The 25,711-nt window shown below is 47.2% G+C and carries 28 protein-coding genes and 1 pseudogene; 6 read left to right on the top strand and 23 right to left on the bottom strand.

Features of this window, described 5'->3' with window-relative positions:
- Positions 1–2: 2 nt before the first annotated feature.
- The 3 genes from NYE28_RS16925 to allC all read right to left on the bottom strand — a co-directional run bounded on the left by NYE28_RS16925 (position 3) and on the right by allC (position 3,834).
- Complete coding sequence (locus tag NYE28_RS16925) at positions 3–1,199, bottom strand: tetracycline resistance MFS efflux pump (RefSeq protein ID WP_007410110.1); 1,197 nt, start codon at positions 1,197–1,199, stop codon at positions 3–5.
- A gap of 121 nt (positions 1,200–1,320) precedes the next feature.
- Positions 1,321–2,574, bottom strand: coding sequence for an alanine--glyoxylate aminotransferase family protein (locus NYE28_RS16930; RefSeq protein WP_025285222.1), 1,254 nt, complete (start codon positions 2,572–2,574; stop codon positions 1,321–1,323).
- Between the two features lie 18 nt (positions 2,575–2,592).
- Positions 2,593–3,834, bottom strand: a complete 1,242-nt coding sequence (allC, locus tag NYE28_RS16935) for an allantoate deiminase (RefSeq protein ID WP_337681189.1) — start codon at positions 3,832–3,834, stop codon at positions 2,593–2,595.
- A 199-nt stretch (positions 3,835–4,033) separates the two neighbouring features.
- Between allC and NYE28_RS16940 the strand changes: the two genes are divergently transcribed.
- Positions 4,034–4,903 (top strand): endonuclease, encoded by an 870-nt coding sequence (locus NYE28_RS16940; RefSeq protein ID WP_337681188.1) that lies wholly within the window; start codon positions 4,034–4,036, stop codon positions 4,901–4,903.
- A 49-nt stretch (positions 4,904–4,952) separates the two neighbouring features.
- Here NYE28_RS16940 and ugpC read toward each other — a convergent pair whose 3' ends face one another.
- A complete protein-coding gene (ugpC, locus tag NYE28_RS16945) occupies positions 4,953–6,059 on the bottom strand; it encodes a sn-glycerol-3-phosphate ABC transporter ATP-binding protein UgpC (RefSeq protein WP_043020731.1) in 1,107 nt (368 codons plus the stop codon).
- A gap of 155 nt (positions 6,060–6,214) precedes the next feature.
- Between ugpC and NYE28_RS16950 the strand changes: the two genes are divergently transcribed.
- Positions 6,215–6,943 carry a GntR family transcriptional regulator gene (locus tag NYE28_RS16950; protein ID WP_337681187.1) on the top strand — a complete coding sequence of 243 codons (729 nt, stop codon included), beginning with the start codon at positions 6,215–6,217 and terminating at the stop codon, positions 6,941–6,943.
- A 24-nt stretch (positions 6,944–6,967) separates the two neighbouring features.
- Here NYE28_RS16950 and NYE28_RS16955 read toward each other — a convergent pair whose 3' ends face one another.
- The 5 genes from NYE28_RS16955 to NYE28_RS16975 all read right to left on the bottom strand — a co-directional run bounded on the left by NYE28_RS16955 (position 6,968) and on the right by NYE28_RS16975 (position 11,964).
- Positions 6,968–7,822, bottom strand: a complete 855-nt coding sequence (locus tag NYE28_RS16955) for a PfkB family carbohydrate kinase (RefSeq protein WP_337681186.1) — start codon at positions 7,820–7,822, stop codon at positions 6,968–6,970.
- Between the two features lie 13 nt (positions 7,823–7,835).
- Positions 7,836–8,720 carry a carbohydrate ABC transporter permease gene (locus tag NYE28_RS16960; protein WP_033574891.1) on the bottom strand — a complete coding sequence of 295 codons (885 nt, stop codon included), beginning with the start codon at positions 8,718–8,720 and terminating at the stop codon, positions 7,836–7,838.
- Positions 8,721–8,723: 3 nt separating this feature from the next.
- A complete protein-coding gene (locus NYE28_RS16965; protein ID WP_023357120.1) occupies positions 8,724–9,602 on the bottom strand; it encodes a sugar ABC transporter permease in 879 nt (292 codons plus the stop codon).
- A 36-nt stretch (positions 9,603–9,638) separates the two neighbouring features.
- Positions 9,639–10,904: an extracellular solute-binding protein gene (locus NYE28_RS16970; RefSeq protein WP_039255045.1), complete on the bottom strand. Its 1,266-nt coding sequence runs from the start codon at positions 10,902–10,904 to the stop codon at positions 9,639–9,641.
- A 73-nt stretch (positions 10,905–10,977) separates the two neighbouring features.
- Positions 10,978–11,964: an SIS domain-containing protein gene (locus NYE28_RS16975; RefSeq protein ID WP_025285227.1), complete on the bottom strand. Its 987-nt coding sequence runs from the start codon at positions 11,962–11,964 to the stop codon at positions 10,978–10,980.
- Positions 11,965–12,160: 196 nt separating this feature from the next.
- Here NYE28_RS16975 and NYE28_RS16980 point away from each other — a divergent pair, with 196 nt between their 5' ends.
- On the top strand, positions 12,161–13,087 hold the full coding sequence (locus NYE28_RS16980; protein WP_061890805.1) for a MerR family transcriptional regulator: 927 nt from the start codon (positions 12,161–12,163) through the stop codon (positions 13,085–13,087).
- Positions 13,088–13,120: 33 nt separating this feature from the next.
- On the opposite strand, the gene NYE28_RS16985 is transcribed toward NYE28_RS16980, so the two are convergent.
- Entirely contained in the window at positions 13,121–13,351 is a 231-nt protein-coding gene (locus NYE28_RS16985) for a hypothetical protein (RefSeq protein ID WP_231102349.1), read from the bottom strand.
- Positions 13,345–13,473, bottom strand: coding sequence for a hypothetical protein (locus NYE28_RS16990; protein WP_337681185.1), 129 nt, complete (start codon positions 13,471–13,473; stop codon positions 13,345–13,347). The genes NYE28_RS16985 and NYE28_RS16990 overlap by 7 nt, the downstream gene beginning before the upstream one ends.
- Before the next feature lie 74 nt (positions 13,474–13,547).
- On the opposite strand from NYE28_RS16990, the gene NYE28_RS16995 reads away from it, so the two are divergent.
- A complete protein-coding gene (locus NYE28_RS16995; protein ID WP_015240532.1) occupies positions 13,548–13,820 on the top strand; it encodes a DUF1648 domain-containing protein in 273 nt (90 codons plus the stop codon).
- Between the two features lie 38 nt (positions 13,821–13,858).
- Here the strand turns inward: NYE28_RS16995 and NYE28_RS17000 are convergent, their stop codons facing one another.
- The 4 genes from NYE28_RS17000 to NYE28_RS17015 all read right to left on the bottom strand — a co-directional run bounded on the left by NYE28_RS17000 (position 13,859) and on the right by NYE28_RS17015 (position 17,118).
- Positions 13,859–14,233 carry a nucleotide excision repair endonuclease gene (locus tag NYE28_RS17000; RefSeq protein WP_007410094.1) on the bottom strand — a complete coding sequence of 125 codons (375 nt, stop codon included), beginning with the start codon at positions 14,231–14,233 and terminating at the stop codon, positions 13,859–13,861.
- A 65-nt stretch (positions 14,234–14,298) separates the two neighbouring features.
- Positions 14,299–15,414: an FAD-binding oxidoreductase gene (locus tag NYE28_RS17005; RefSeq protein WP_337681184.1), complete on the bottom strand. Its 1,116-nt coding sequence runs from the start codon at positions 15,412–15,414 to the stop codon at positions 14,299–14,301.
- A 396-nt stretch (positions 15,415–15,810) separates the two neighbouring features.
- The gene (locus NYE28_RS17010; protein WP_015240534.1) at positions 15,811–16,545 is read right to left on the bottom strand and encodes a hypothetical protein; all 735 of its coding nucleotides are present in this window, start codon (positions 16,543–16,545) and stop codon (positions 15,811–15,813) included.
- Between the two features lie 72 nt (positions 16,546–16,617).
- A complete protein-coding gene (locus tag NYE28_RS17015; RefSeq protein ID WP_015240535.1) occupies positions 16,618–17,118 on the bottom strand; it encodes a hypothetical protein in 501 nt (166 codons plus the stop codon).
- Between the two features lie 128 nt (positions 17,119–17,246).
- On the opposite strand from NYE28_RS17015, the pseudogene NYE28_RS17020 reads away from it, so the two are divergent.
- Together NYE28_RS17020 and csn are read left to right on the top strand one after the other, a co-directional pair.
- Positions 17,247–17,708 (top strand): annotated as a pseudogene (locus NYE28_RS17020) (DUF2691 family protein).
- Between the two features lie 136 nt (positions 17,709–17,844).
- On the top strand, positions 17,845–18,681 hold the full coding sequence (csn, locus tag NYE28_RS17025) for a chitosanase (RefSeq protein WP_015240537.1): 837 nt from the start codon (positions 17,845–17,847) through the stop codon (positions 18,679–18,681).
- A gap of 35 nt (positions 18,682–18,716) precedes the next feature.
- Here csn and sufB read toward each other — a convergent pair whose 3' ends face one another.
- The 8 genes from sufB to metQ all read right to left on the bottom strand — a co-directional run bounded on the left by sufB (position 18,717) and on the right by metQ (position 25,711).
- Positions 18,717–20,114 (bottom strand): Fe-S cluster assembly protein SufB, encoded by a 1,398-nt coding sequence (gene sufB, locus NYE28_RS17030; RefSeq protein ID WP_007410090.1) that lies wholly within the window; start codon positions 20,112–20,114, stop codon positions 18,717–18,719.
- A gap of 19 nt (positions 20,115–20,133) precedes the next feature.
- Positions 20,134–20,577, bottom strand: coding sequence for a Fe-S cluster assembly sulfur transfer protein SufU (sufU, locus tag NYE28_RS17035; protein WP_003151877.1), 444 nt, complete (start codon positions 20,575–20,577; stop codon positions 20,134–20,136).
- Positions 20,567–21,787 carry a cysteine desulfurase SufS gene (gene sufS / locus NYE28_RS17040; protein ID WP_007410089.1) on the bottom strand — a complete coding sequence of 407 codons (1,221 nt, stop codon included), beginning with the start codon at positions 21,785–21,787 and terminating at the stop codon, positions 20,567–20,569. The genes sufU and sufS overlap by 11 nt, the downstream gene beginning before the upstream one ends.
- Entirely contained in the window at positions 21,787–23,100 is a 1,314-nt protein-coding gene (gene sufD / locus NYE28_RS17045; protein WP_015240539.1) for a Fe-S cluster assembly protein SufD, read from the bottom strand. The genes sufS and sufD overlap by 1 nt, the downstream gene beginning before the upstream one ends.
- Before the next feature lie 17 nt (positions 23,101–23,117).
- Positions 23,118–23,903 (bottom strand): Fe-S cluster assembly ATPase SufC, encoded by a 786-nt coding sequence (gene sufC, locus NYE28_RS17050; RefSeq protein WP_003327022.1) that lies wholly within the window; start codon positions 23,901–23,903, stop codon positions 23,118–23,120.
- A 176-nt stretch (positions 23,904–24,079) separates the two neighbouring features.
- The gene (locus tag NYE28_RS17055) at positions 24,080–24,232 is read right to left on the bottom strand and encodes a hypothetical protein (protein ID WP_003151857.1); all 153 of its coding nucleotides are present in this window, start codon (positions 24,230–24,232) and stop codon (positions 24,080–24,082) included.
- A 192-nt stretch (positions 24,233–24,424) separates the two neighbouring features.
- Positions 24,425–24,811 carry a carboxymuconolactone decarboxylase family protein gene (locus tag NYE28_RS17060; RefSeq protein ID WP_088056427.1) on the bottom strand — a complete coding sequence of 129 codons (387 nt, stop codon included), beginning with the start codon at positions 24,809–24,811 and terminating at the stop codon, positions 24,425–24,427.
- A gap of 84 nt (positions 24,812–24,895) precedes the next feature.
- Positions 24,896–25,711 (bottom strand): methionine ABC transporter substrate-binding lipoprotein MetQ, encoded by an 816-nt coding sequence (gene metQ, locus NYE28_RS17065; RefSeq protein ID WP_342490178.1) that lies wholly within the window; start codon positions 25,709–25,711, stop codon positions 24,896–24,898.

A 25,711-nucleotide genomic window follows, 5' to 3' on the forward strand; every position in this document is an offset into this window, starting at 1 on the left:
TTCTATCCTTGCTGCGTGAACGGCCGGGTCTGTGTCTTTTTGCCCCAGCCAAGCGCGGCCAGAAAACTGATGGCGAGAATAGCCGCTCCCAGCATATATGGAAATTCCATATTTACATCAAAGAGAAAACCGGCGGCTGACGGTCCGGCGATATTCGCTAAGCTGATGAATGAGGTGTTCATCCCGCCGGCAAACCCCTGCTGGTCACCGGCGAGCTTCGACAGCATCGTATTAACCGCCGGCCGGAGCAGCGATGTCAGCGTCAGGAAAAAGATTGCCGCGGCAAAAACGGCCCAATATGAACCCGCAAACCGGCACCACACAAGTCCTGCAGCAGCCCCGATCAACGTCACGTTAATGACGCGCTTTTCCCCGAACCTGCGGACGAGATAACTGACGCCGACCGCCTGCACAAACACGCCGATGAGACCCGCAGCCGTAATAATAAAGGCAATATCAGAGGCTTTAAATCCGTGTTTATGGTCAACGTAAAGGCCGAAAACGGATTCAAAGTTCATAATTCCGAAGTTCAGCACAAAAACCAGAATCAGCATAAACGCGAACGGCGATTTGAGCGCGCGTGACATTTGCTTAAACAGATGCTCACGTTTTTCCGTTTTTGCCCGGGCTTCCAGCTGCTTTTCACGTCCCAGCGTTTCAGGCAGAAAGAAAAATGAAAGCACCGTTGAAAAGCAGGCGAGACTTGCAGACACGATGAACGGCACAGACATGCCGTAATGAACCAAATAGCCTCCGACACCTGGCCCGATGACGACACCGAGCGTCATCGCCGCGCTGAACAGCCCCATTCCTTTCCCGCGTTCTTCTTCGGTCGTAATATCCGCTATGTAAGCGAACATTGACGGCATTAAAAACGCCGCGCCCATTCCGCCCAAAAGGCGGGATGCGAACAATTGCCACAGGCTTCCGGCAAAAGCGAAGATCAATTGTGACACGGCAAAGGCGGCGATGCCGAAAATAATCAGTTTCCGCCGTCCGTATTTGTCGGTTATTTCCCCGGCAATAGGCGCAAATAAAAGCTGTGTAAGCCCCGCCGCCGCAACAAGCAGACCCATCGTGCTCCCCGTCGCTCCGAATTCGGTAATATATGCGGGCATAATCGGAATAATCAATCCGATTCCAAGCATCGCAATAAACATATTCAGCATTAAAATTGACAATCGGCCCATGTACGCCATGATTTCTTACCTTCTCCCCAGACAAACAGATGATCGTTCCATATTTGTCATTTTTTATACCATTAAGTATAACGGGGAAAAGGGAAAAAAGTCCAGATGATTTCAATCTCGTTTTCATGTCTCATGACAGCACACCGGTTTCAGCCGGCAGATCATATATGTTAAGGGCCGCCTGCAGCGCTTCCCCGGCTTTAACGGCAACACCGTGTCTGATCAGAACCGCTTCAAGTCCGGCCAGCACAAACAGCACATTTTCCTTTCTGCAGCTGTAGCCCATCGTTCCGATTCGCCAAATTTTCCCCTGCAGCGGACCGAACGAGCTGGCGATTTCAATTCCGAATTGAGACAAAAGCATCCTTCTGATCGATTCGCCGTCTGCTTCCGGCGGAATCTTCACACATGTGACGACAGGCAGCTTCGCCTCCGGATCACCGAATAAATCAAGGCCCATCGCTGCAAGTCCCGCCGTAAGCGCTTTTTCGTGACGCCGATGCCGGCGGAACCGTTCTTCAAGTCCTTCTTCCAGGACAAGGCGCACACCCTCCCGCAGCGCATAAAGCATTGCTGTCGCTTCTGTATGGTGATTCAGCCTTCTTTCACTCCAATAATCTTCGAGCTGGCTCAGATCAAAATAGTTGCTCGTAATCGGGCGATGACCGGACAGCATGTTGCCGTCAGCCGCCGTCGCAATGCCCCGTTCTACCTTTTTACGCGCGGCAATGACAGCGGCCGTCCGGTCATTATAAGTAATCGGCGCCATTCCGGAAGGGACCGATAGGCATTTTTGCGTTCCCCCGATGACTGCGTCAATCTTCCACTCATCCGTTTTTACGGCGCAGCCTCCGATCGTGGCCACGGCATCCACGATAAAGAGTGCGTCTTGGGCGCGGCACGCTTCCCCGATTTCTTTCAGCGGGTGAATCCGCCCCGTTGATGTTTCTCCGTGCACCATAGCGACGATTTTCGGGGAAATCTTTTTCATCTCGCTGATAATCTCTTCAGGCCGGAAGACCGTTCCCCATTCACACTCGATCGTATGAACGTCCGCTCCGTATCGCTCGGCGATTTCAGTCAGCAGGTATCCGAAGCGTCCGTATATCGGAACGAGCACGCTGTCGCCCGGTTCTATCACACTTGCGAGAACAGCCTCAATCCCCGCTCTTGATGTGCCGTCAATCGGATAGGCCCAGCGGTTTTCCGTTTGAAACAATTCACGGAGCATTTGCATCGTTTCGTTCATAATGCCGGTAAATGCCGGGTCAAACTGGCCGATGATCGGAGCGCCCATCGCCCTCAGCACCCTCGGTTCAGCTTCTGTCGGTCCCGGTGTCATAATCGTTCTTTGCGGAATGCACAATTCTTTTCTGGTCGGCACGCCGATTCCCCCTTTACGTTAATAGGCAAGTTTATGTAATACATTCGCCAGCGTAAGGACGCCGGTTTCAAGCTGATGTGCGGGTGTGAATTCAAGCGGCGAGTGGCTGATCCCGCCACGGCTCGGCACAAACAGCATGCAGGCCGGAAAGGTTCTGCCGAGCATCTGGGCGTCATGTCCCGCTCCGCTTACGATTTTCTCCGGGTCCGCCCCCTGCTCTTTTGCAGCCTCTGCTGCGGTTCGTGTCAGGGTCTGATCCATTTGAACCGGCTCTATCCTCATATATTCATCAATAAAGGGTCTGACTCCTTTGCTGCGGCTGATGTTTTCAACAATCGACACCAGTTTCTGATGGAAGGCTGCCAGCACGTCTTCCTCCGGGTGGCGAATATCAACGGAAAACTGGATACGGCCCGGAATGACATTCGCCATATTCGGTTCAACCGTCATTTTCCCGCACGTCAGGCGGAGCTCTGCCGGCTGTCTTTCCGCTGAAAGCATCAGTTCGTGGATGATGCTGCTTCCCGCCGCGAGCGGGTCTTTCCGCCATTTCATCGAAGTGGTGCCGGCATGGTTGCATTCACCGTCAAGCGTAACGGTATAGCGTCTCTGTCCGGCAATCCCGGTGACAATCCCAATATCCCTTCCCGATCGTTCAAGCGTTTGCCCCTGTTCAATATGAATTTCCAGAAAGGCTTTGATATCTGTGCGCAGCGGTGCTGGATAACGGCCTGCACCGAAGCCGTTCTGCCGCATGGCTTCTTTCAGAGAAATGCCGGACGCGTCTTTCGGCGTTTCCGCATCTGAAAGCGAGAAAGCACCGGTGATATTGCCGGATCCCCAATAAGTGATGGGAAAACGGCTCCCTTCCTCTTCACAGAGCGACACAGCCTCCAGCGTTTTTTTCGGACGCCCGCACGTCTCATGCAAATGCCGGATCGCCAGCATGCCCGCCAGCACGCCGAACGCACCGTCATATTTGCCGCCGTCAATAACGGTGTCAATATGCGACCCGGTCAGAATCACCTCATCAGGTGATTCTGTGCCGCTCAAACGGCCGAATACGTTACCGACATCGTCAAATGCCGTTTCCAGCCCGAACGCCTCCATTTTCTTTTTGACGGCAAGCTGGGCGTCCATCCATTCTTTCGTATATAAAAGCCTCGTCACTCCGCCGGAAGCGGAAGCGCCGAATTGAGACAGCCATTGTATGTCATCGGAAATCCCGATATTCGCCGCCGAAAGCTGCTGATGTTCCATACACGCCCTCCTTTTAAACTGAAAAACTGACAAGATGATCTTCATTATAGAAGGAGCGCATAACGAGTTCATTATCATATCCTCTAAAAAATCAATGATTTTCCGGATACTTTGACCAATAAGTCGAAGGAACCATTTTTCAAAAAAGATAGAATATTAGATTTATTTTTTGGATAATAGAGGTAAAGGAGGGCAAGTCATGACAAAAAAACTTTGGTTTCTGCCGATTGTCTGCCTGTTTTTCATTTTTGGATGGGCCGCGCCGTCAGCCTCTGCGGGCGCGCCGGCTGACACGAATCTGTACAGCCGGATGGCGGTTTCAACTGCCGGCGGCTCAACTCTTTTTCCGCAAACTGCCTCAGCTGTTACCACTCCGTCTGCGGATACGGACACATATTACAAAGAAGCTTCCGGAAAAAGCGGAACGGCCTTAAAGAGCGCCCTGCACCGCATCATCAGCGGACATACAAAGCTGTCTTACAGCCAAGTATGGAATGCATTGAAGGAAACTGACGAAGATCCGGCAAACCCGAACAATGTCATCTTGCTCTACACCCAGGAATCACGGGCCAAAAGTAAAAACGGCGGAAGCGTCGGGGACTGGAACCGTGAACACGTGTGGGCAAAGTCACACGGAAACTTCGGAACAGCTGCCGGCCCCGGGACGGACATTCATCATCTGCGCCCTGCAGACGTCCAGGTGAACAGTGCCAGAGGAAACATGGATTTTGATAACGGCGGCTCAGAATACCCGAAAGCGCCGGGCAATTATTACGACGGCGATTCCTGGGAGCCGCGCGATGAGGTCAAAGGAGACGTCGCCCGCATGCTGTTTTACATGGCGGTGCGTTATGAAGGAGACGACGGGTATCCCGACCTTGAGCTGAATGATAAAACCGGAAACGGCTCAGCTCCTTACATGGGAAAACTGTCCGTTTTGCTCAAATGGAATCAACAAGACCCCGTCGACAGTAAGGAAAAACGGCGGAACGAAATCATTTACGAAGACTATCAGCATAACCGCAATCCGTTTATCGACCATCCGGAATGGGCGGATGAAATCTGGTAATCGTATCATAAGAAGTGATAAGGGAGCCCCGATCATCAGGCTCCCTTTTTCAATATACGGCGTTTTCAGTGTCGGCATCAAAAAAGACGGCCCGGTTCATATTGACCGCAAGCAGAATGGCATCGCCGGGTTTCACCTGTGAAGCGCCGTCAAGACGGATCGTCATGCGGTCATCTCCGCTCACCGCATGAACGTACATCTCCGCGCCTAAGTTTTCACATACTTCCGCCACAGCGCGGCACACCGCTTCAGGCGGGTGCTCTGATTGTCCGGCAAGCGTCAAATGCTCCGGACGCAGCCCCGCAATCATCTCCTTACCGCTGTATCCTTTCTGCACAAGAACGGCCGCTTTTTCTTTCGGAATAGGCAGACGAACGGACGAACCGGCAAAATACCATTGCCCGTGACTTTCTTCAATGGCGCCTTTTATAAAATTCATACTCGGAGAACCGATAAAACCCGCCACAAACAGATTCGCCGGATAATGATAAATCTCATGGGGGCTTGCGGCCTGCTGAATATCTCCTTCATTCATCACGACAATCCGGTCGCCCATTGTCATCGCTTCCGTCTGATCATGCGTCACATAAACGATGGTCGCTTTCAAACGCTGATGGAGCTTGCTGATTTCGGCGCGCATCGTCACTCGCAATTTCGCATCTAAGTTGGAAAGCGGCTCGTCCATCAGAAACACTTTCGGCTCCCGCACGATCGACCGGCCGAGCGCAACCCGCTGCCGCTGTCCGCCTGAAAGAGCCTTCGGTTTCCGCTTGAGCAGATGCCCGATTTCCAAAATATCAGCGGCCGTCCGGACTCGCTCTGCGATTTCTTTTTTCGGCAGCTTTCTGAGCTTCAAACCGAACGCCATATTATCAAACACCGTCATGTGGGGATACAGCGCGTAATTCTGAAAAACCATCGCGATATCGCGATCCTTCGGGGGCAGATCGTTCACCGCGTCTCCATCGATATAAAGCTTCCCCTCAGAAATGCTCTCCAGTCCGGCAATCATTCTGAGTGTCGTAGATTTGCCGCAGCCGGAGGGACCGACAAGCACCAGCAGCTCCTCATCTTTTACATCTAAGTGAAAATCCTTCACTGCCGCCGATTGGGCGCCGTATGTTTTTTTGATATGGTCAAATGTTAATGATGCCATTCGAAACCTCCTCCAATACTGGAAACCGCCACATCTTTCTGTTATGTTAAAAATGTTCGGGGTTTCTGATAGATTCATAAATGAAAAGCAAATTTGTATTATAACGTCATAATACATATAATAGTACTACTACTTGACAAAGGAGGTCCGTCCCATTGTTAAATAACGGGAGCTCGAAACCTTTATATATTCAGCTGAAACAAATTATCGCGGACGATATCAAGAAGGGCGTTTATTCGCCGTCCGTAAAACTGCCGACCGAAAATGAGCTGTGCGAAACGTACAACGTCAGCCGCATAACGGTCAGGAAGGCCATCCTTGATCTTGTGGAAGAAGGCTGGCTCGTCCGGCAGCAGGGAAAGGGAACGTTCGTTAAAAGCCCTAAACTGAAGCGGGAGCTCATCGCGGTCAACGGCTACTCTGAATTTATGGAATCAACGGGGAAAAAACCGAAACACCAGATCCTTTCCCATGAAATCATTGAAGCGCCTAAATCCATCGCCCAAAAACTTCGCGTCGCTTTCGAAAGTCCCGTTCTTGAATTGAAACGCATTTTATTTCACGACGACCAGCCGCTCTCATTCGAAATCGCCCACTATCCGCTCAGTTTATTTCCCGACATCGGCAAGCATATTAAAGGCGGCGTGTCGATGCATGACATTTTGAAACAGCACTATCAGGTGGTGCCCACCCATAATACGAAGCTGTTAAATGTCGTATACGCCAAGCAGGAAGAAAGCCGCTATCTGGCTTGTGATATCGGGGATGCGCTTTTTGAAATTGACAAAACTGCTTTTATGTCAAAAGACCAGCCGATATACAGCTCGCTGTTTTTAATGCATACCGACCGCGTCACGTTTACCATTAACAGTCCCTATGCGTAACAAGTATAAAAAACGAGACAATGCTTATCGTATTCTCGTTTTTTCACTGCTTTTCCCGCCGCCCGGCCTGTAGGGATGCCCGTAACCGAACGCTCCGAACCCTCCGCATGTTTTGGCAGCCGTCCCGGCGGCCGCAGTAAGCGCTCGCCGAATATCCTGATGCTCGAAGAAATCGGTAAGAAACCCGGCGATAAAAGAATCACCCGCGCCCAATGTATCTATTATATCAGCTCTTACCACCGGCTGATGATAGACGCGTTCCCCATCCGATAACACCGCGCCATATTCCCCCCTTGTCAGACAGACGATTTTCGCTCCGAAACCGCGGGCTTTTTCGGCAAGCCGCATACATTCACTTTCACTCAAATCACTCCCGGAAAAAAACGCATACGTCACGTACGGACAGACCGCTTCTAAATAGGCTTCGTCACGTTTTACAGAGAAGTCAAAGGAAATCGGCACATGGCCGCTCATCATCGGAAGATCACGTTCTATCCTGCTGTATACGCTCGTATGCAGCAAATCATGTCCGGCGATAAATGAGATGTCATTCTCCTGAAAAGCGAGCGTCAGACGCGATTGCACGCCGCCTTTATTTGACCCGGCAAATATCCTGTCCCCTCTTTCATCAAGCGTGACGACCGCCATCCCGTTTTCTCCGTATGCCCGGCGGATCAGATCGGCATTCACCTTTTCCAGTTTCAGCACATTCAATACGTGATCCGCCGCTTCATCACTGCCGAGAATCCCGATATAAGAAGTTTCGTGGCCTAAGCGCCGGGCAAGCACGGCTACGTTTAACGCATTTCCGCCCGGGTAAAACGTCTCCTGATCCTGATAATAATCTACTACATTATCTCCGGCCGCTATCAGTTTCATCTTTTCATCCTCCTTATCCTTTCACACTTCCCGCAGCAATGCCGCGGATAAAATATCTCTGCATCAATAAAAACAGCGCGATGATCGGAGCAGCAGAAATCGTCAGCCCGGCCAGCAGCACGCCCCAATCCGTCTGCAGGGCATCTCTGAACTGCATCAGCCCGGCCGGAATCGTCCGTAAATTTTCATCATCGATAAAAATAATCGCAAACATAAACTCATTCCATGTATGGTAAGCCGTCAAAATGCCTGATGTCACCAGAATCGGCACGCTCATAGGTAAGAATATTCTGAAAAATATTCCGAAACTTGTACATCCATCCAGATAGGCAGCTTCCTCAAGCTCTTTGGAAATCGACAAAAAATAGGAACGGATCAGAATCACGGTAAACGGAATACGGTAGGCGGCGTACGGAAGAATCAATGCCCAATACGTATTGTACAGTCCCAATGACTGGATAATGGAGTACAGCGGCACAAGACTGACCTGCGGCGTCAGCATCAAGCCGCCAAGACAAATGATCAGCACAAACCCTTTTCCTTTAAATTGAAAACGGGCCAGCCCGTATGCCGCCCAGGCGCTCACAAATACGGTGATGAGACAAGTCAGCACGGTCACAATGACGCTGTTCATAAAATAAGCGGAAATCCCTTGGTTCCATGCGGATACGAAGTTTTCGGGATGCCAGACAGAGGGCAGCGACCAGCTGTGCTCAAAAATCTCATCCGAGCTTTTAAAGGCGCTGACCGCCATCCATAACAGCGGATAAGCAACGGCAATGAGGTAGATTAAGAGAAACAGCCACACAGACGTTTCCCCGACATACCATTTTCTCGGTTTTCCGCCTGTTCTGACGGCCTGACGGGCATGACGCAAGTCCGTCTTTTCAGGAAGCATCGGCTACTCCTCCTTTCCGGTCTTAAAGAATTTCATCTGAATAAGCGACAGAGCAAGCGTCAGCAAAAGCACCACCGTCGCGATCGCAGAAGCGTAGCCCATCATATCCTTTGTAAAAGCGCTCTTATACAAAAATGTGCTCAGCACTTCTGAAGCATTGCCCGGCCCTCCGCCGGTCAGAATATACGGTTCATTAAATACGGTAAATGCGCCGGTCAGCGTCATCACCACGGCAACAAACGACATTTCTTTCGTCTGCGGCACCGTAATGTGAAAAAACTGCTGGATTTTTCCGGCTCCGTCCAGCTGCGCCGATTCATATAATTCAGCGGGAATGCTCTGAATCGAGACAATATACAGCATGGCGATGTAACCGACAGACTGCCATTGAGACACAAAAATGACAGACAGCATAGCGGTGTTTTCATCGCCCAGCCACGCCCGGGTCAGTTCATCAAGTCCGACGGCTTCCAGCAGCTGATTCAAAAGCCCGATTTCCGGGTTATAAATAAAATCAAACAACAGCGCAATAACGGTCATGGAAATAACGACCGGAAGAAAAAAGACCGTGCGGAAAAACGGCGACCATTTTCTTACCAGTCTGTCTTCCAGCACGGCCGCCAGAATTAAGCCGCCGCCAACCTGGCAAATCAGCGATATGACCGCATACAGCACATTGTTGCGGAGCGCTGTAAAAAATACGGGATCGTGAAACAGGTCAATATAATTTTTCAAACCGATAAATGTCTTTTCGGGTTGAAATGAGCTCCATTCAAACAGACTGAAAAACACATTCTCAATAATCGGAATGTAAACGAACAGCAGAAAAATCAGCGCGGGCGCGAGAAACAGATACGGAATGAAACGTTTTCGGCTGACCAAGGAAATCCTCATCTCCTTTCTCCAAAGAAATCTGTTCTATTCAGATGACGCTTTGACCTGACGCGCCGCTTTCTGCACGGAATTCATCACCTCGCGCGGTGTCATTGTGCCGCCGAGCATCTGCTGAACGCCTGCCGCATACACATCGGCGATTTCAACGTCAACATCCATATCAAACCACGGCACCATTGATTCGGCGCGGACGATATCCTGCACGGCTTCACGCTGGATCGGGGCGGAATTGTTTTCTGTCGCCGTTCCTTGAACCGCGCTGTATTTACCGACGTCTTTTATCAGCTTCTCTCCCATTTTTTTCGAGGTTAAAAACTGTAGAAATTCCATGGCTTCTTTCGGGTGCTTCGTTTTTGAGGAAATCATAAATCCTTCCGGAGATCCGGTCAGTGCACGGGGAGATCCCTTTTCGCCGCTGAGTTTCGGGAAAGGAAACAAGCCCAGATTGACCGGTTCGACGAGCTTAATTTCTGCCGTTTCCGCATAAATCATCGCCGCTTTGCCGCTCGTAAACTGCTGGCGCACGTATTCGTGATCAACGGAGTTCACGTGCTTTGTAAAGTACGGCAGAAGTTCCTGAAGCTTTTCAAGCGCTTTGACATAGCCTTCGTCCGTAAACTCCCCGGTTTCCGGGCTGTAATCCTTCGCCCGCGTTTTTTCATCCACCATACGCTGGTTCAGCGTCCCGATATAATGAGAAATCGTCCAAGGCGCTTTTGTGCCGAAACTGATCGGAATATATCCGTTCTCTTTCAATTTCTCAGAGACTGTGATCAGTTCATCCCATGTCGCCGGGGGCTTCAAATGTAATGTATGAAAAATGTCCTTATTATAAAAGAATGATTTAGCGTCCATTTGCCACGGAACACCGTACTGTTTTCCGTCATGCGTAAAGGGTTTGATTTGTGACTGCACAAGCTGTGAGGACCAATCTTTATCCTGCTGATAGTAAGACGACAGATCGAGGGCTTTATCTCCTTTGATGAATTTATAAGCAAACCGGTCGCTCCATGAAAAGAAAATATCAGGGGGGCTCGTTGTTCCGAGCATGACTTTCACCTTGTCTTTATAAGAATCGTTTAAGACCGCTTCCGTTTGGATATGAATATCCGGATGAGCAGCTTCAAATTCTTTGACCGCTTCTTCGAAATAGCTTTTTTCCGGCTCCTTCGGCCACCTGTGAAAAAACTTCAAGGTCACTTTTCCGTCAGAGGAACTGCTTTGGCTTGAACAAGCGGCGGCTGACAGACATACGGCTAACAGAACGAACAGGCAGATGAGCTTTTTCAGATGCTTTTCCTCCTTTGTCACCGGACTATAACGTTATATATCATTATAGTCCGGTGAAATATAATGCGCGTTCTTAATATTCGACTTTCCACATGTAACGCCGCTGGCTTAACGGATGGTTCCTTGCTTCCGCCAGCGCATCCGCATAGCTTCTGAGCACCCGGTTTAATACGAGAGGAGCCAGATAGCCTTTTACAGAATCGTCAATTCCGGAAAAATCATATGCTGCCGCATCAAGCACTGTCAGTTTTTTGCCGTATCTTTTTGAGAAGGAAAGCGCCCGCTCTTCAAGGGGTCTTGTTTCGTCTAAGCCGAGCAGGATAATAAATGGAACGGATTCATCAATGATTTCGAACGGTCCGTGAAAATATTCTCCGGCATGAATGGCGTGGGAATGAATCCATTGCATTTCCATGAGAATGCAGATGCTGTAGGAGTAAGCGACGCCGTAATTCGCACCGCTTGCCATCGTGTAAATGATATCTTCTTTTTCGTGGGCTTTCGCGAATGCCTTTGCGTGATCCGCTTCTTGTTTGAGCGCTTTGTCATATACGGTCTGGAGCTTATTGAGTCCGTCGATCGCCTGTTCAAACGCGGGATGGTTTTCCAGCACGTGTAAAGCGCCGAACACGATTTGATACAGAACCCCGTAATTCGTATTTATCGCCTGTGCGTTCTCACCCCAGTCATACACCGCGACATATTCGGCTTCTTTCGCTAGCGGCGAATCAGGCTCAAAGGTCATCGCAATCGTAAGCGCGCCTTTTTTTCTGGCGAAACCGGCGGCTTTCACCGTTTCCGGCGTATTGCCTGACTGAGAACATAAAATCACGAGAGAGTTCTCTCCGAGCTGAACGGGATTGCGCTGAATAAATTCATTCGAACTGTAGAGATCAGAGCTGATGGCTTTCGCCTCTCTGTCAAACACGTACTTGCTCGGATACATAATGGCTGAAGAACCCCCGCAAGCGACGAAAAAGACGTGGTCAATCGTTTTTCCTTTCAGATCATCCAAGAAAGCCTGAACTTTGTGATTCACTTGTGCGGCAGTTTGACTCAAATCCTTCACTCCTCAGTGTTTTATTATATAACGTTATATAACATTATATAACGTTATATTAATCGCAACAAAGGTGCGTTGTCAATCATATTTTCTGAAATTTCTAAAATATAAAATAAACCCGTCTTATTTCCCGCCCTCTCTTGACCTGACCCTTAGAGACACGTTTAGAATGAAAAGCAGGGAGTGATTCAGAATGAATATAAAAGAAGCCGCAAGGCAGACGGGTCTCACGAAAAAAGCCATCAAATATTATGAGCAGGAAGGTTTAATCACCGTCAGCAAAAACCCTGATAACGGATACCGTGAGTATTCCGCTCAGAACGTGAATACGCTGAAAATGATTGCCGCCCTCCGAATGCTGGCACTGTCTGTAAGCGATATTAAAGCGTTCCTCTTAGAGGGCAGCAGTCTGCATGATATACTGCGCCGGCAGCATCAAAAGCTCAGCCGGCAGATTGAAGAGCTTGAGCAGGAACGGAAACTGACTGAAATGCTGATCAAGCGCGTGGAAGATGCGGAAAATGTCGATTCAATTCTGCATGATATCGGCGAGGTCAAAATAGATGAACCGAAGTATATGGGACTTCAGCTGAAAAAACTGTTCCCGGGAGATTTCGGAGAATTTATCGCCGCGCTGTTTGAACCGTTCCTCGACTTTTCTATTGATACAGATGAGAAAAAAACGATATGGGCGGAGCTTATTAAAGTATTGGATGATATGGAAGAAGTTCCGGCTGCACACCCGATGATGCAGCTGGTCGGCAAAGAGGATCCGGCTCAGCTCCAGCAGCACAAAGTCCAGCATGACCAATTTATCGAGCGGATTTTGGAGAGAGACCCTGCCACTTGGGACACTCATAAAAACATCATCATTCAGCTTGTGAAAAGAGTGCAGACAGATGAAGAATACAGGGAAAGCCTGATCAAGGTCGGAGAATCCGCTTCTGATCTGCCCGCGCTGAAGGAGGGATCGCCTTTCAGCAATCTTCTTCAAAAGCTCAGCCCGAAATATGACACGTATGTGCGATTTCAGCTTGAACTGAAAAAAGAAGCCGACGAGGAACTCGGCTTTGATTCAGAAGCATATTTAAAACAGATGCTTCAATCAAAAAAACGCTAAGGTTCGTCTCCTTAGCGTTTTCTTTCTTCAGCTTCAGTGCTGCGCGTTAATGCGGTCAACGACATTAGCGATGAGCTGCTCTTTTCCTAAGTCGGAATCTTCGTCAACGCTTGCTACTGTCAAAATGATGGCCGCTACCGCAAGAGCGATCGTCTCAATGGCGGCCGCCGCGTTTAAAAATACCCATACAGCCGTTGCGCATTGGCCGATGGCCGTTGATTTTCCTTTGTCCATGCTCTTTTTGTCAAACTCTTCTTTCAGCACTTTCTCATAATCTGCGAACCTTGATCAATGACGCTGTTCACTTTCTCATAATCGCCGCTGTAGACCGCCGCTTTCAACTCTTTAAAATAATCCCGCGATGACTTTTTAATATCAGCGATCACCTGATCGGAAACACCCATAAGATAAATACTGAAACTAATGAAATTTTTCACACTAAAAAAAAGGGAGTGTTCATATGTTTTTGATGAATGATAAAGTGCTGTGGGGAGCTGTGGTTCTCGCCTTTATTCTGTCGATTGTGTTTTATCCGTTTCTTCCTGCTGATATGGCCATTCACTATGACGTGTCGAACCGTCCGAATACATCAATCAATAAAACGGCCGGCGTCCTGATTTTTCCCGTGCTCATGATGATCTGCATGTTATTCAGAAAAAAGGTCGTCCAGCTATTCCTCATCGTTTACTGTCTGCTAATCGTGCATATTGCCGTGATGTGGCTGGCACTGTAAACATAAAGAAAACCGGAGCCCTTAAGCTCCGGTTTTTCTTATTTATAAAATACTTTCTCAATGTTGTATTTCGACTGAAGGGTATTGATCGCGTAAGTTTCGTAAATCTCCCTTTCCATCGGATCATTTACGACACATACTTCAATTTTATACACTTCGTCCCTGTGATGTTTAACAGGCGACACATTGTCTTCAAAATGCTTTTTGATTCTTTGTCTTAATTTACGGGCCTTCCCGACAAACAGCAGCTCATCATGAATGTTATAAAACATAAAGATGCCGCCTTTGTCTCTCGGAATTTGGTGAAAATCAATGAAACCGTAAATCGCTTTAATCGCCGGTTCATTCTCCGACGGTGACTGCTGCCGTTCCGTAATGGTTACATCAGGAGCAGGAAGGTTTATTTTTATCAAATGGGTCACGTCCTCTTATTCATTAAAGCTCCATCCTATCATAAGAATGCGCCAAAAGCTATTTTTTATTCAAGCGCCCCGGACGGATCATAAAGGCTTACATCAATTTCCGTCTGCTGCCCGAGCGCGAGTTTCGCCAGTTCAGCCCCCAGATACGGCCCGCTCGTCAGCCCTGAGGCGCCCAGCCCGTTGGCAACGAGGAGTCCGCTGATATTCGGCACTTTGCCGATGACGGGAAGAAAACCGGGAGTAAACGGCCTGAAACCGACTCTTGTCTCTATCATAGTACTGTCTGAAAGCCCCGGCGCCACGGTTAATGCTTTGTCAAAAATCTCGCGGAGACCGCCGGCCGTCACCCGCAAATCCATGCCGGTATCGTTTTCATGAGTCGCGCCCGCTATGATTCTGCCGCTGTCAAAGGCGAGAATGTATTGATCGTTTGGAGGCATGACGACGGGCCAGCCGCCCGTCTCCTCTCCCTGAAGCTCTAAATGAACGATCTGTGCCTTTTGGTATGATACTGAAAAGCGGATGCCGAGCGGCTCAAGCAGCTCTCTCGCCCAAGCGCCGGCCGTTACGAGAACCTGGTCGGCAGTAAGCGTGCGTTCTGCGGTTTTCACACCGATGACGGCACCGTCCTCTGTCAATATTGACGCTTCTTCATTGTAAACAATCGCGCCGTGCTTAACGGCCGCGTTTAACAGCGCCTTACGAAGCGCCCTCCCGTTCACCCGGGCCGCGCCGCTGACATGAACCGCCCCGTATTCCTCCGACAGCGCGGGGAACAGCGCCTTCGTTTCTTCCGGAGTCAGTCTTGTAATGTCACCGATTTCAGGGGCGTCCTCTCTTCTTTTATAAGCTCTTTCCTCCATTTGGCTGAGCTTTTTTTCATCCGTATGGAGGCTGACGGCTCCGACCTTTTGATAACCGGTTTCTGTTTCTCCGTCCGCTTCAAGCTGCTGTATCAATTGGTTATAATAGCGGGCTCCGCCTTTTGCGATCGCATACCATGCCTGATTGCGGCGCTGTGACAGCCACGGGCAGACGATCCCCGCCGCGGCGTCAGTCGCCTGCCCCAGGTGCTTCCGGTCAATGACCGTTACATCCGCCCCGGCCTTTGCGAGATGATAAGCCGCGGACGCACCGAGAATGCCGCCCCCAATAATTATATAAGACTTCATGTGTAACACCTTTTCTATCTGTTTTGTCTTATTTATTTTAACAAATAGAGCGCTTTGCTTCGACCTTTTGCTCCCATATGAAAAAGCAGAAGGTCGACCAATCTCTTCGCTCACCTATCAAAGATCCCATCACTATCAATAGAGAAAAGGTGGTGTCTTAAACGTAAATCATCATGGATGTGAAGAAAACACAGACCCTAAAACGACAATCGCAAGCTTTCAAACAGCAGCCAGTATCAATTCAAAAGTCATAGTCAACGTATATACAGATCAAGAACAAAAGAGAACATCAAAGAACGCGGCTAAGTATCAAGCCCCGTCCTTTAAAAAAATAAAAATTGAGAGGATAAAGGCATTTCACTATTATCCTTCCACTATATAAACTGATCTATCATACTATTTTTTAGTAAAAACAAAAGTATAGTATCCATCAGCTTCTCCAGTTTTCATTTTAATCGCTGATCTTCCATAGGCTGATTTACTGCTGATTTTACCATGCATTGTAGAATACTGCGTTAGGGTACCTGTAGACTTTCTTTTGTATGGTTTAAAGGCTATATATCCAGATTGGCCTTTTTTGAGCGTAAAGGAATATGTAGTAGAATAAGATTTTGCTGACGTAAAATTAAAACTAGCTCCATAGTTTATAGCTTGTATTTCTGATGAAGCATTAACACTGTAAGACTTAGATACAGTAGCTTGCGTCTGTTTATCTACTCTGCACGATGATGTAGTACACTTAATTGTTGCTGAAACTTTAATAGGGTCTCCATAATATTTAGTGGCTGATTTTTCTTTATATCTCCAATATCTAAGATCAACATCAGCATAGGGCTTAAATTCTAATTCGTCATTACTTTCCTCAGAAACAACAAACTCATTCTCTAAATTTTCGTTTTCTTTTATTTCAGTCGTTTTTTCATATTCGTCTTTTGAAACAGGTACAAGCCCATGTTCTGACGCTTTGAATGGTGCGATTACTGCACCTTGTTCCTCATCATAAAATTTTTCTACATTTGAATCAGATAGATTAATAGTATATTGCTCGACAGCGAATCCTTTCGATGGATTTCCAAAAATCATCAAAAACACCACGAAAACTGCAATCAAAAGCGTAACTTTCTTTTTCATATAGACCCTCCTTATTTTTATAACATATTAAAATATTACCATGATAGTATATTTTTTGTAAAATTGGTAAGATTAATTTATACTAGGAATTAACAAATAATATATTCCAGATTTCTTATCCACATGAGGGGTTACATTGTTATCTGTCTGAGTTTCAATTTTCAGATTTTTCGTTTTGTTAAATCCAGCATATAACTTATATTTTTTACCTGAATACGACTTTACATCAAATGAAATATCTGTCTTATTATTCTGATTTTTAAGCGCTACACCATTTCCATTCTTTACCCATATAACTTTTTTATCTTTCCATGCCAATGTTCCTGTTCCTACACCCATTTGTTTATTTTCTTCAAATTTGTATATCACAACTTTTTCATTGTCAATTTCCTTTGTTTCATATATAAAATCAGTGATATAAGGTGATTCTTGTTTAGCATACTGTAAAGCTTCATGTTCAGTATTAAATTTTTTCGCTGAATCAGGAGTTTCATTATTCTTAATAAAAAACAAACTGATTATGAAAATAATACAGATGACCAATAAACAAATAATGATCTTTTTCCCCTTCATAACAATAGTCCTCCAATTTAGAAATATATTAGCTATTATTATAGCAATTTTACAGTAATAAAATAAAGTTCCTATGGATTTAATTTCGAAATAGTCAGTCATTAGTTATTCGATATCCTCATTTTATTATGAAACGCGGCATTACATTTGACATCCCAAATCAATTCGGACGGTTTGCGGCAGATATATGACAACAGTTCCCCATCTCTTCCTATACGTGGTTTATCGGTGATGGAGAGGCGTATACTGAATTCAAAGAAGACACCGATACAGACCTGTTTCCGCAAAATCAGCGCATCATTCAGGGTCAAGAACTCCGTCAGCGTCTGGAAGGAAACCCTTATTATATGATTTTTGCTGAATTGAAAGCTTTCCCGGGCGGGATGGTAACGGAAATCAATACGTACGAGGAGTATTTGGAGAGTTCCTGTGAGCTTGTGCTTCTCATTGCAGATTGCTCGTATGTAACGTTATATTGCAAAGATCCGGATATGCTCGAAGCCCTTTATCAGCAGGCTGTACAATGCGGATTTCTCCGCGTTGACTATGTTACAGATGAGAATGATGCGAGAACGGGATTGTCTGTCTGATGAAGGTGCGTTCTTTTTATGAAGCGCCTGATAGGGCTTAGGATTCAAAATATTGACAAATTCGTGTGTTTTCAACAAAAAAACAACCCTCTCATGTATACTGAGTGCGTAACTTACATATGAAAGGGGTATGGCAATGAAAATCAGCTTGAAGAAAAAAGCAGATTTTTGGAAGAAGACGGCGGTTTCGTCACTTATTTTCACCATGTTTTTTACCCTGATGATGAGCGGTACGGTTTTAGCGGCCGGGCTGAATAAGGATCAGAAGCGCCGGGCGGAACAGCTGACCAGCATCTTTGAAAACGGAAAGACGGAAATCCAATACGGATATGTTGAAGCGTTGGATGACGGAAGAGGTTACACTTGCGGGCGGGCCGGCTTTACGACGGCTACCGGAGATGCGCTGGAAGTAGTCGAAGTATACACGAAAGCGGTGCCGAATAACAAATTGAAAAAGTATTTGCCTGAATTGCGGCGTCTTGCGAAGGACGAAAGCGATGACATCAGCAATTTGAAAGGATTCGCTTCTGCCTGGCGCTCACTTGGCAATGATAAAGCCTTCCGCGCTGCCCAGGATAAGGTAAATGACAGCTTGTATTATCAGCCGGCGATGGAACGTTCAGAAAATGCCGGACTGAAAACGGCCTTGGCAAAAGCAGTGATGTACGATACGGTGATTCAGCATGGCGACGGCGATGATCCAGACTCCTTTTATGCCCTGATTAAACGCACGAACAAAAAAATGGGCGGGTCACCGAAAGACGGAACTGACGAGAAGAAATGGCTCAATAAATTCTTGGATGTGCGCTATGACGATCTGATGAATCCGTCAGATGAGGACACCCAGGATGAATGGAGAGAATCGGTTGCCCGTGTCGACGTTTTCCGCGATATTGTCAAAGAGAAGAACTACAATTTAAACGGGCCGATTCATGTCCGGTCAAGCGAATACGGTAATTTCACTATTCAATAAACAAAAAAACCCCGCCATATGGCGGGGTTTTACTATTAACCGATGGAGCCTTCCATTTCGAATTTAATCAAACGGTTCATTTCAACTGCGTATTCCATCGGGAGTTCTTTTGTGAACGGCTCGATGAAGCCCATAACGATCATTTCTGTTGCTTCTTCTTCAGAAATACCGCGGCTCATCAAGTAGAAAAGCTGTTCTTCAGAAACTTTTGATACTTTCGCTTCGTGCTCCAATGAAATGTTGTCGTTCAGGATTTCATTGTAAGGGATTGTATCAGAAGTTGATTTGTTATCCATAATGAGCGTATCACACTCGATGTTTGAACGGGCGCCGTCCGCTTTCCGTCCGAAGTGGACGATACCGCGGTATGTTACTTTTCCGCCCTGTTTCGAAATCGATTTTGATACGATTGTGGATGACGTATTCGGTGCAAGGTGAATCATTTTCGCGCCTGCGTCCTGATGCTGTCCTTTACCCGCAAGAGCGATAGAAAGCGTCATTCCGCGCGCGCCTTCACCTTTCAGAATGACAGCCGGATATTTCATCGTCAATTTAGAACCGATGTTTCCGTCAACCCATTCCATCGTCGCGTTTTCTTCACAAACCGTACGTTTCGTTACTAGGTTGTAAACGTTGTTCGCCCAGTTTTGAATTGTTGTATAACGGCAGTAGCCGCCTTTTTTGACGATGATTTCAACAACCGCGCTGTGAAGCGAGTTTGTTGTGTACACAGGAGCCGTACAGCCCTCTACGTAATGAACGCTTGCTTCTTCGTCAACGATGATCAGCGTACGTTCGAACTGACCCATGTTTTCAGAGTTGATGCGGAAGTAAGCTTGAAGCGGTGTTTCAACCTTCACGCCTTTAGGCACGTAGATGAAAGATCCGCCGGACCAAACAGCTGAGTTCAGCGCCGCAAACTTGTTATCAGTCGGCGGAATGACTTTCGCCCAGTGCTCGCGGAAAATGTCTTCATTTTCTTTCAGCGCGCTGTCTGTGTCTTTGAAGACGATGCCTTGCTCTTCAAGATCTTCTTTCATATTGTGGTAAACAACTTCGGATTCGTACTGTGCAGAAACACCGGCAAGGTATTTTTGCTCAGCTTCAGGAATACCGAGTTTGTCGAATGTCTGTTTAATTTCCTCAGGCACTTCATCCCAAGAACGCTCTGAACGCTCAGACGGCTTTACGTAATACGTAATTTCGTCAAAGTTTAAAGAGTTTAAATCCCCGCCCCACTGCGGCATCGGCATGTTGTAGAAATGCTCAAGAGATTTCAGGCGGAAATCAAGCATCCATTGAGGCTCTTCTTTCATGCGTGAAATTTCTTCTACGATTTCTTTTGTCAATCCGCGCTCTGAACGGAAAATGGAAACGTCCTTATCGTGAAAACCGTACTTGTATTCACCAATTTCAGGCATTTTTTTAGCCATCCATTTTCACTCCAATCTTTTAATTGCCGCCTTTTTCGCCAGCGACTCCTTTTTCAAGTGCTTTCCATGAAAGGGTGGCACATTTAATCCGGGCCGGGAATTTCGAAACGCCTTGAAGAGCTTCAATATCCCCGAGATCTATCGAGTCGTCATACTCTTTCCCTTGCATCATGTCTGAGAAAATCTTAGACATGGAAAGGGCGGTATCAATATCTTTTCCTTTAATCGCCTGCGTCATCATGGAAGCTGAAGCCATGGAGATAGAACATCCTTCCCCTTCAAACTTCGCTTCCTGAACGGTATCGCCGTCAAGCTTCATTGTCAGTCTGATCCGGTCGCCGCAAGTCGGGTTGTTCATATCGACGACGATGCTGTCATCCAAAACCCCTTTGTTGCGCGGATTTTTGTAATGATCCATGATCACTTGTCTGTATAATGTATCTAAATTTGCATTAAAAGACATTTGTAAAGTACTCCTTTGTCTTTTGGAGGGCTTCCGCGAGCTTATCGATCTCTTCCTCTGTATTATACAGATAAAAACTCGCTCTCGCAGTAGCAGATACATCCAGCCATTTCATGAGCGGCTGGGCGCAATGATGGCCGGCTCTGACCGCAATGCCCTCAGCATCGAGGACAGTCGCGACATCATGAGGGTGAACCTCATCAAGATTAAATGTCACAAGTCCCGCCCGCTCTTTCGGACCGTATACCGTCACGCCGTCTAGCTGCTCGAAACGGTCAAGCGCATAGGCTGCAAGCTTATGCTCATGCCGGGAAATCTCGTCGAGTCCGATCTCTTCAAGAAAATCAATCGCAGCTCCCAATCCGATCGCGCCTGCGATAATCGGCGTGCCTGCTTCAAATTTCCACGGAAGCTCTTTCCAAGTTGATTCATAAAGCCCTACAAAGTCGATCATTTCGCCGCCAAATTCGGCCGGCTCCATATTCTCAAGCAGTTCTTTCTTGCCGTACAGCACGCCGATTCCCGTCGGGCCGCACATTTTATGGGAAGAAAGCGCGAAGAAGTCGCAATCCAAGTCCTGAACGTCGATTTTCATGTGCGGTGTGCTTTGCGCCCCGTCCACCACGATGACCGCGCCATTGTCATGAGCGATTTTGGCGATCTCTTTAATCGGGTTGATCGTGCCGAGCACGTTTGACACATGAGCGACTGCCACGATCTTCGTATGGCTTGTGACAGTCTGCCGGACGTCGTCTAACGAAAGCGTGCCGTCTTCCTGCATCGGGATATATTTTAAAGTCGCGCCGGTTGCTTTTACTGCCTGCTGCCACGGAATGATATTCGCATGATGCTCCATTTGGGTGATGACCACTTCATCACCGGGTTTTAAGCTGGCGCGGGCATAGCTCAGCGCCACCATATTCAGTGAAGTTGTCGTGCCTTTTGTGAAAATGACCTCAGCCATTGATTTCGCATTGATAAACTTACGGACTTTTTCACGCGCACCTTCATAGCCGTCTGTCGCTCTCGTGCCAAGAGTATGAACGCCTCTGTGGACATTGGAATTGTATTTGCTGTAATACTGATCCACTGCTTCAATGACAGCACGCGGCTTCTGGGAAGTCGCCGCGCTGTCAAGGTACACGAGGTCATGTCCGTTCACTTGCTGATGAAGGATCGGGAACTGTTCACGAATATCGGTGATATTCATTATTTTACTTTCCTTTCGATGACGGAGACGAGCTGTTTCTTAACTCCTTCAATCGGAAGCTCTTTTACCACCGGAGCAAGGAATCCGTAAATGACTAAGCGCTCCGCTTCTTCTTTCGGAATTCCGCGGCTCATTAAGTAGTAAAGCTGGATCGGGTCCACACGGCCGACAGATGCCGCATGTCCTGCAGTTACATCGTCTTCATCAATTAAAAGAATCGGGTTTGCATCTCCGCGTGCTTTTTCACTCAGCATCAGAACGCGGGATTCCTGTTCAGCGTTTGCTTTAGACGCGCCGTGCTCGATTTTGCCGATTCCGTTAAAGATGGAAGATGCGGCATCTTTCATGACTCCGTGCTTCAGGATATAGCCTTCAGAAGCCTTACCGAAGTGGATGATCTGCGTCGTAAAGTTTTCCGTCTGTTCTCCTCTTCCGACAACTACGGTTTTCGTATCGCCGTATGTGCCGTCTCCGTAGAGGTTTGTCGTGTTTTCAGAAATCGTGTCGCCGTCGTTCATCAGTCCGAGCGCCCACTCGATTCTGCTGTCGCGTCCGCGCGCGGCTCCGCGGCGGTTGACGTATGTCGTGACGCCTGCTGACAGGTTGTCAACGGCGCCGTACGTCACGCTGGCATTATCACCTGTGACCACTTCACTGATAATGTTGAATACAGCTTCTTTCGGATTCACCGTGCTGATGTAGTTCTCAACGTAAGTGACGGAGCTGTGGTCTTCAGCGACGATCAGCACGTGGTTGAACAATGCCGTGTCATTGCTTTCATGAACGTAAACGGCCTGAACAGGCGTCTCCACCTGAACGTTTTTAGGAACATAAAGGAATGCCCCGCCGTTCATTAATGCTGCATGAAGCGCAGTCAGTTTATGTTCATCGACCTTAACGCCGTCTTTCATGAAATACTTCTCAACGAGGTCGCTGTGCTCACGGGCAGCCGTTAAGATGTCCGTAAAGATGACGCCTTTGTCTTTCAATTCTTTAGAAAGAGAAAGGAAAGCGGGCGTTTGGTCACGCTGCACGTATAACGTTTTGTCTTCGTTTTCGATATCGATCAGCGCTTTTGCTTCATCAGCTAAATCTTCTAAAGAAGCAAGCGGCGCATTTTCTACTGTATGCTTGTTGAACTTTGTAAAGTTCCAATTTGTGATTTTTGTTTTATCAGGCTTAGGCAGCGGCAGATCGTCAGCTTTTTCAAGAGCCTGTAAGCGCAGGTTTTTCAGCCAGGCAGGTTCTTGATGCTTTTCGGAAAAGCCTTTGACATATTCCTGATCTACGGATAGTTTCGTTTCCAATGTCATGATTATCCCCCTAACGCTTACGCTTCTTGGCCTACAGTTTCGTCTTCAATGCCTAGTTCTTGTTTAATCCAGTCATAACCTTCCGCTTCAAGGCGCTGTGCAAGCTCCGCGCCGCCGGATTTCACTACGCGTCCCTGCATCATAACGTGAACGACATCAGGCGTAATGTAGTTCAGAAGGCGCTGGTAGTGAGTGATCATTAAGCAGCCGAAGTTTTCGCTGCGCATTCTGTTGATTCCTTTAGAAACGACTTTAAGCGCATCGATATCAAGACCTGAATCGATCTCGTCAAGAATGGCGATTTTCGGCTCAATCATCATAAGCTGAAGGATTTCGTTGCGTTTTTTCTCCCCGCCTGAGAAACCTTCGTTCAGGTAACGCTGCGCCATTTCAGGGTCCATTTCAAGGAACTCCATGTTTTCGTCCATTTTGCGGATGAATTTCATAAGAGAAATTTCATCGCCTTCTTCACGGCGGGCGTTAATCGCAGAGCGAAGGAAATCGGCATTTGTCACACCGCTGATTTCGCTTGGGTACTGCATCGCAAGGAAAAGACCCGCCTGAGCGCGCTCGTCCACTTCCATTTCCAGTACATCCTTGCCATCAAGCGTGATGCTGCCTTTTGTAACTTCGTATTTCGGGTGTCCCATAATCGCTGCTGAAAGCGTGGATTTACCGGTACCGTTCGGCCCCATGACAGCGTGGAATTCGCCGCCTTTTATTTCAAGGTTTACACCTTTTAAGATCTCTTTTCCTTCGATTTCAACGTGAAGATCCTTGATCGTTAATGTTGAAGCAGCCATATCTATACCTCCAAAATATATAATCATTATTCTCAATTTATTCTCATTCTAATTTTATAACAAATGAAAAGTAAATACAACTTTTTATATTACCCGGAACATTCCTAAAGTTTATCAAAGATCAAGGCGTAATTAAAGCTGTTTGAAACAGAAAAAGGGCGGAAATCCACCCTTTTTTACTGACCGATTTTCTCATTAAGCTGCGCTGCGAGGAACTTGCTTTTTTGATATTCAAGCTCCCTCTGCCGTTCGACTTCCATCCTTTTTGAAAGACGCCGTCCGTATTCCTCGTAGCCGATGCCGTGTGACTTCTGCATCGCTTTTTCCATTTCAGGCGTATAGTCAAGGTCCAGTCTCTCGTGGCTGGTGCAGATAATGAATCAATCCCTTCATCTATTTGTTTCTATTGTAACAATGATCCGCTGCTCCGGCCAAAGGGAGTGTGCCCCTGAATCCTTTCGAATGTGCCGGAATCCGGCGCTCGCTTTATCTGAAAAACGGTATTCACACGATTGCTCTTTCTAATGCGTCGTATGTCCGAATTCCTGAATGCACTGCTGTACGAGGGTCACTCCCTGACTGAGAGCCGCGCCGCCCCCGAATGCCGCCGCGACGCCGATGACCTCAAGGATGTTTTCTTCTGTCGCCCCTTGGTCAAGGCAGCCCTTCGTATGATAAATCATGCAAAATTCATCTTGAGCGCTGATGCTGATGCCCAGAGCGATTAATTGTTTCTCTTTTTCAGTTAATGAATCCGCTGAGAAACACTGTTCAGTAAATTCATTAAACTTCCGCCCCATCATCGGCATTTTTTGCTCGAATATGCCTAAACCTTCTTTATATTGTTTCAATGCGTCATGCACGCTTTTGCCGTTATCCTGGTATTGAGCCACTGCCATTCCCTCCAATAAGTTAACCTTCCTTTTTATTATGGACAGTTCTCTGATTAATACCCGAAAAAAACCCCGGATGATTCATCCGGGGTTTTCGCTTTATTCAGATACGGGAAGCACGGCTCCGTCGTATTTTTTCTCAATAAAGTCTTTGATTTTCTTAGAGTGAAGCACTTCCATAAGCGCTTTGATTTTCTCTGATTTTTCGTCACCTTTGCGTACGGCGATGATGTTTGCGTACGGGTTGTTTTTCGTTGATTCCACTTGAATCGCATCTTTTAACGGATTCAGTTTGTTTTGAATCGCATAGTTGACGTTAATGAAGACTGCATCGCCTTCTTCTTCATTATATGCTTTCGCCGTTAATTCAGGGGCGATTTTTTTGAATGTCAGGTTTTTCGGGTTTTTCGTAATGTTTTTCGTAGTGGCTTCAATCGTTTTTACCTTCGGATCAAGTGTGATCAGTCCGGCTTTTTCAAGCATCGCCAGCATACGGCCTTGTTCAGCGACATTGTTAGTCATGATGATGGTCGCGCCTTTAGGCAGGTCTTTCAGTGATTTGTATTTTTTCGTGTAAATTCCGAATGGCTCAAGGTGAACGGCTCCGGCATTCACGAGTTTGTAATCTTTATTTTCTTTCATTTCCTGTTCAAGGTAAGGAAAGTGCTGGAAGTAGTTCGCATCCACTTCATTATCAGCTAACGCCTTGTTGTACATTTTGTAATCGTTCAGCACTTTTACTTTTAATGTGTAGCCTTTTTCCTTCAAGAGCGGTTCCGCTTCTTTTAAGATTTCAGCATGCGGTGTTTTTGTCGCGGCGACGACGATTTCCTTTTTATTTGAGCCGTTTGATCCGCAGGCGGCCAAAACTCCTGCGAACACAAGCAGCAGCGCACTTAATACAATCTTTTTCAA

This window comes from Bacillus sp. FSL R5-0443 (genome assembly GCF_038608285.1).
Classification (GTDB): domain Bacteria; phylum Bacillota; class Bacilli; order Bacillales; family Bacillaceae; genus Bacillus; species Bacillus velezensis.

Coding starts and splice junctions, on each gene's coding strand:
- NYE28_RS16925 (WP_007410110.1), bottom strand. CDS start 1,199: ATGGCGTACATGGGCCGATTGTCAATTTTAATGCTGAATATGTTTATT.
- allC (WP_337681189.1), bottom strand. CDS start 3,834: ATGGAACATCAGCAGCTTTCGGCGGCGAATATCGGGATTTCCGATGAC.
- NYE28_RS16940 (WP_337681188.1), top strand. CDS start 4,034: ATGACAAAAAAACTTTGGTTTCTGCCGATTGTCTGCCTGTTTTTCATT.
- ugpC (WP_043020731.1), bottom strand. CDS start 6,059: ATGGCATCATTAACATTTGACCATATCAAAAAAACATACGGCGCCCAA.
- NYE28_RS16955 (WP_337681186.1), bottom strand. CDS start 7,822: ATGAAACTGATAGCGGCCGGAGATAATGTAGTAGATTATTATCAGGAT.
- NYE28_RS16960 (WP_033574891.1), bottom strand. CDS start 8,720: ATGCTTCCTGAAAAGACGGACTTGCGTCATGCCCGTCAGGCCGTCAGA.
- NYE28_RS16980 (WP_061890805.1), top strand. CDS start 12,161: ATGAATATAAAAGAAGCCGCAAGGCAGACGGGTCTCACGAAAAAAGCC.
- NYE28_RS16995 (WP_015240532.1), top strand. CDS start 13,548: ATGTTTTTGATGAATGATAAAGTGCTGTGGGGAGCTGTGGTTCTCGCC.
- NYE28_RS17005 (WP_337681184.1), bottom strand. CDS start 15,414: ATGAAGTCTTATATAATTATTGGGGGCGGCATTCTCGGTGCGTCCGCG.
- NYE28_RS17010 (WP_015240534.1), bottom strand. CDS start 16,545: ATGAAAAAGAAAGTTACGCTTTTGATTGCAGTTTTCGTGGTGTTTTTG.
- NYE28_RS17015 (WP_015240535.1), bottom strand. CDS start 17,118: ATGAAGGGGAAAAAGATCATTATTTGTTTATTGGTCATCTGTATTATT.
- csn (WP_015240537.1), top strand. CDS start 17,845: ATGAAAATCAGCTTGAAGAAAAAAGCAGATTTTTGGAAGAAGACGGCG.
- sufB (WP_007410090.1), bottom strand. CDS start 20,114: ATGGCTAAAAAAATGCCTGAAATTGGTGAATACAAGTACGGTTTTCAC.
- sufU (WP_003151877.1), bottom strand. CDS start 20,577: ATGTCTTTTAATGCAAATTTAGATACATTATACAGACAAGTGATCATG.
- sufS (WP_007410089.1), bottom strand. CDS start 21,787: ATGAATATCACCGATATTCGTGAACAGTTCCCGATCCTTCATCAGCAA.
- sufD (WP_015240539.1), bottom strand. CDS start 23,100: ATGACATTGGAAACGAAACTATCCGTAGATCAGGAATATGTCAAAGGC.
- sufC (WP_003327022.1), bottom strand. CDS start 23,903: ATGGCTGCTTCAACATTAACGATCAAGGATCTTCACGTTGAAATCGAA.
- NYE28_RS17055 (WP_003151857.1), bottom strand. CDS start 24,232: ATGGAAAAAGCGATGCAGAAGTCACACGGCATCGGCTACGAGGAATAC.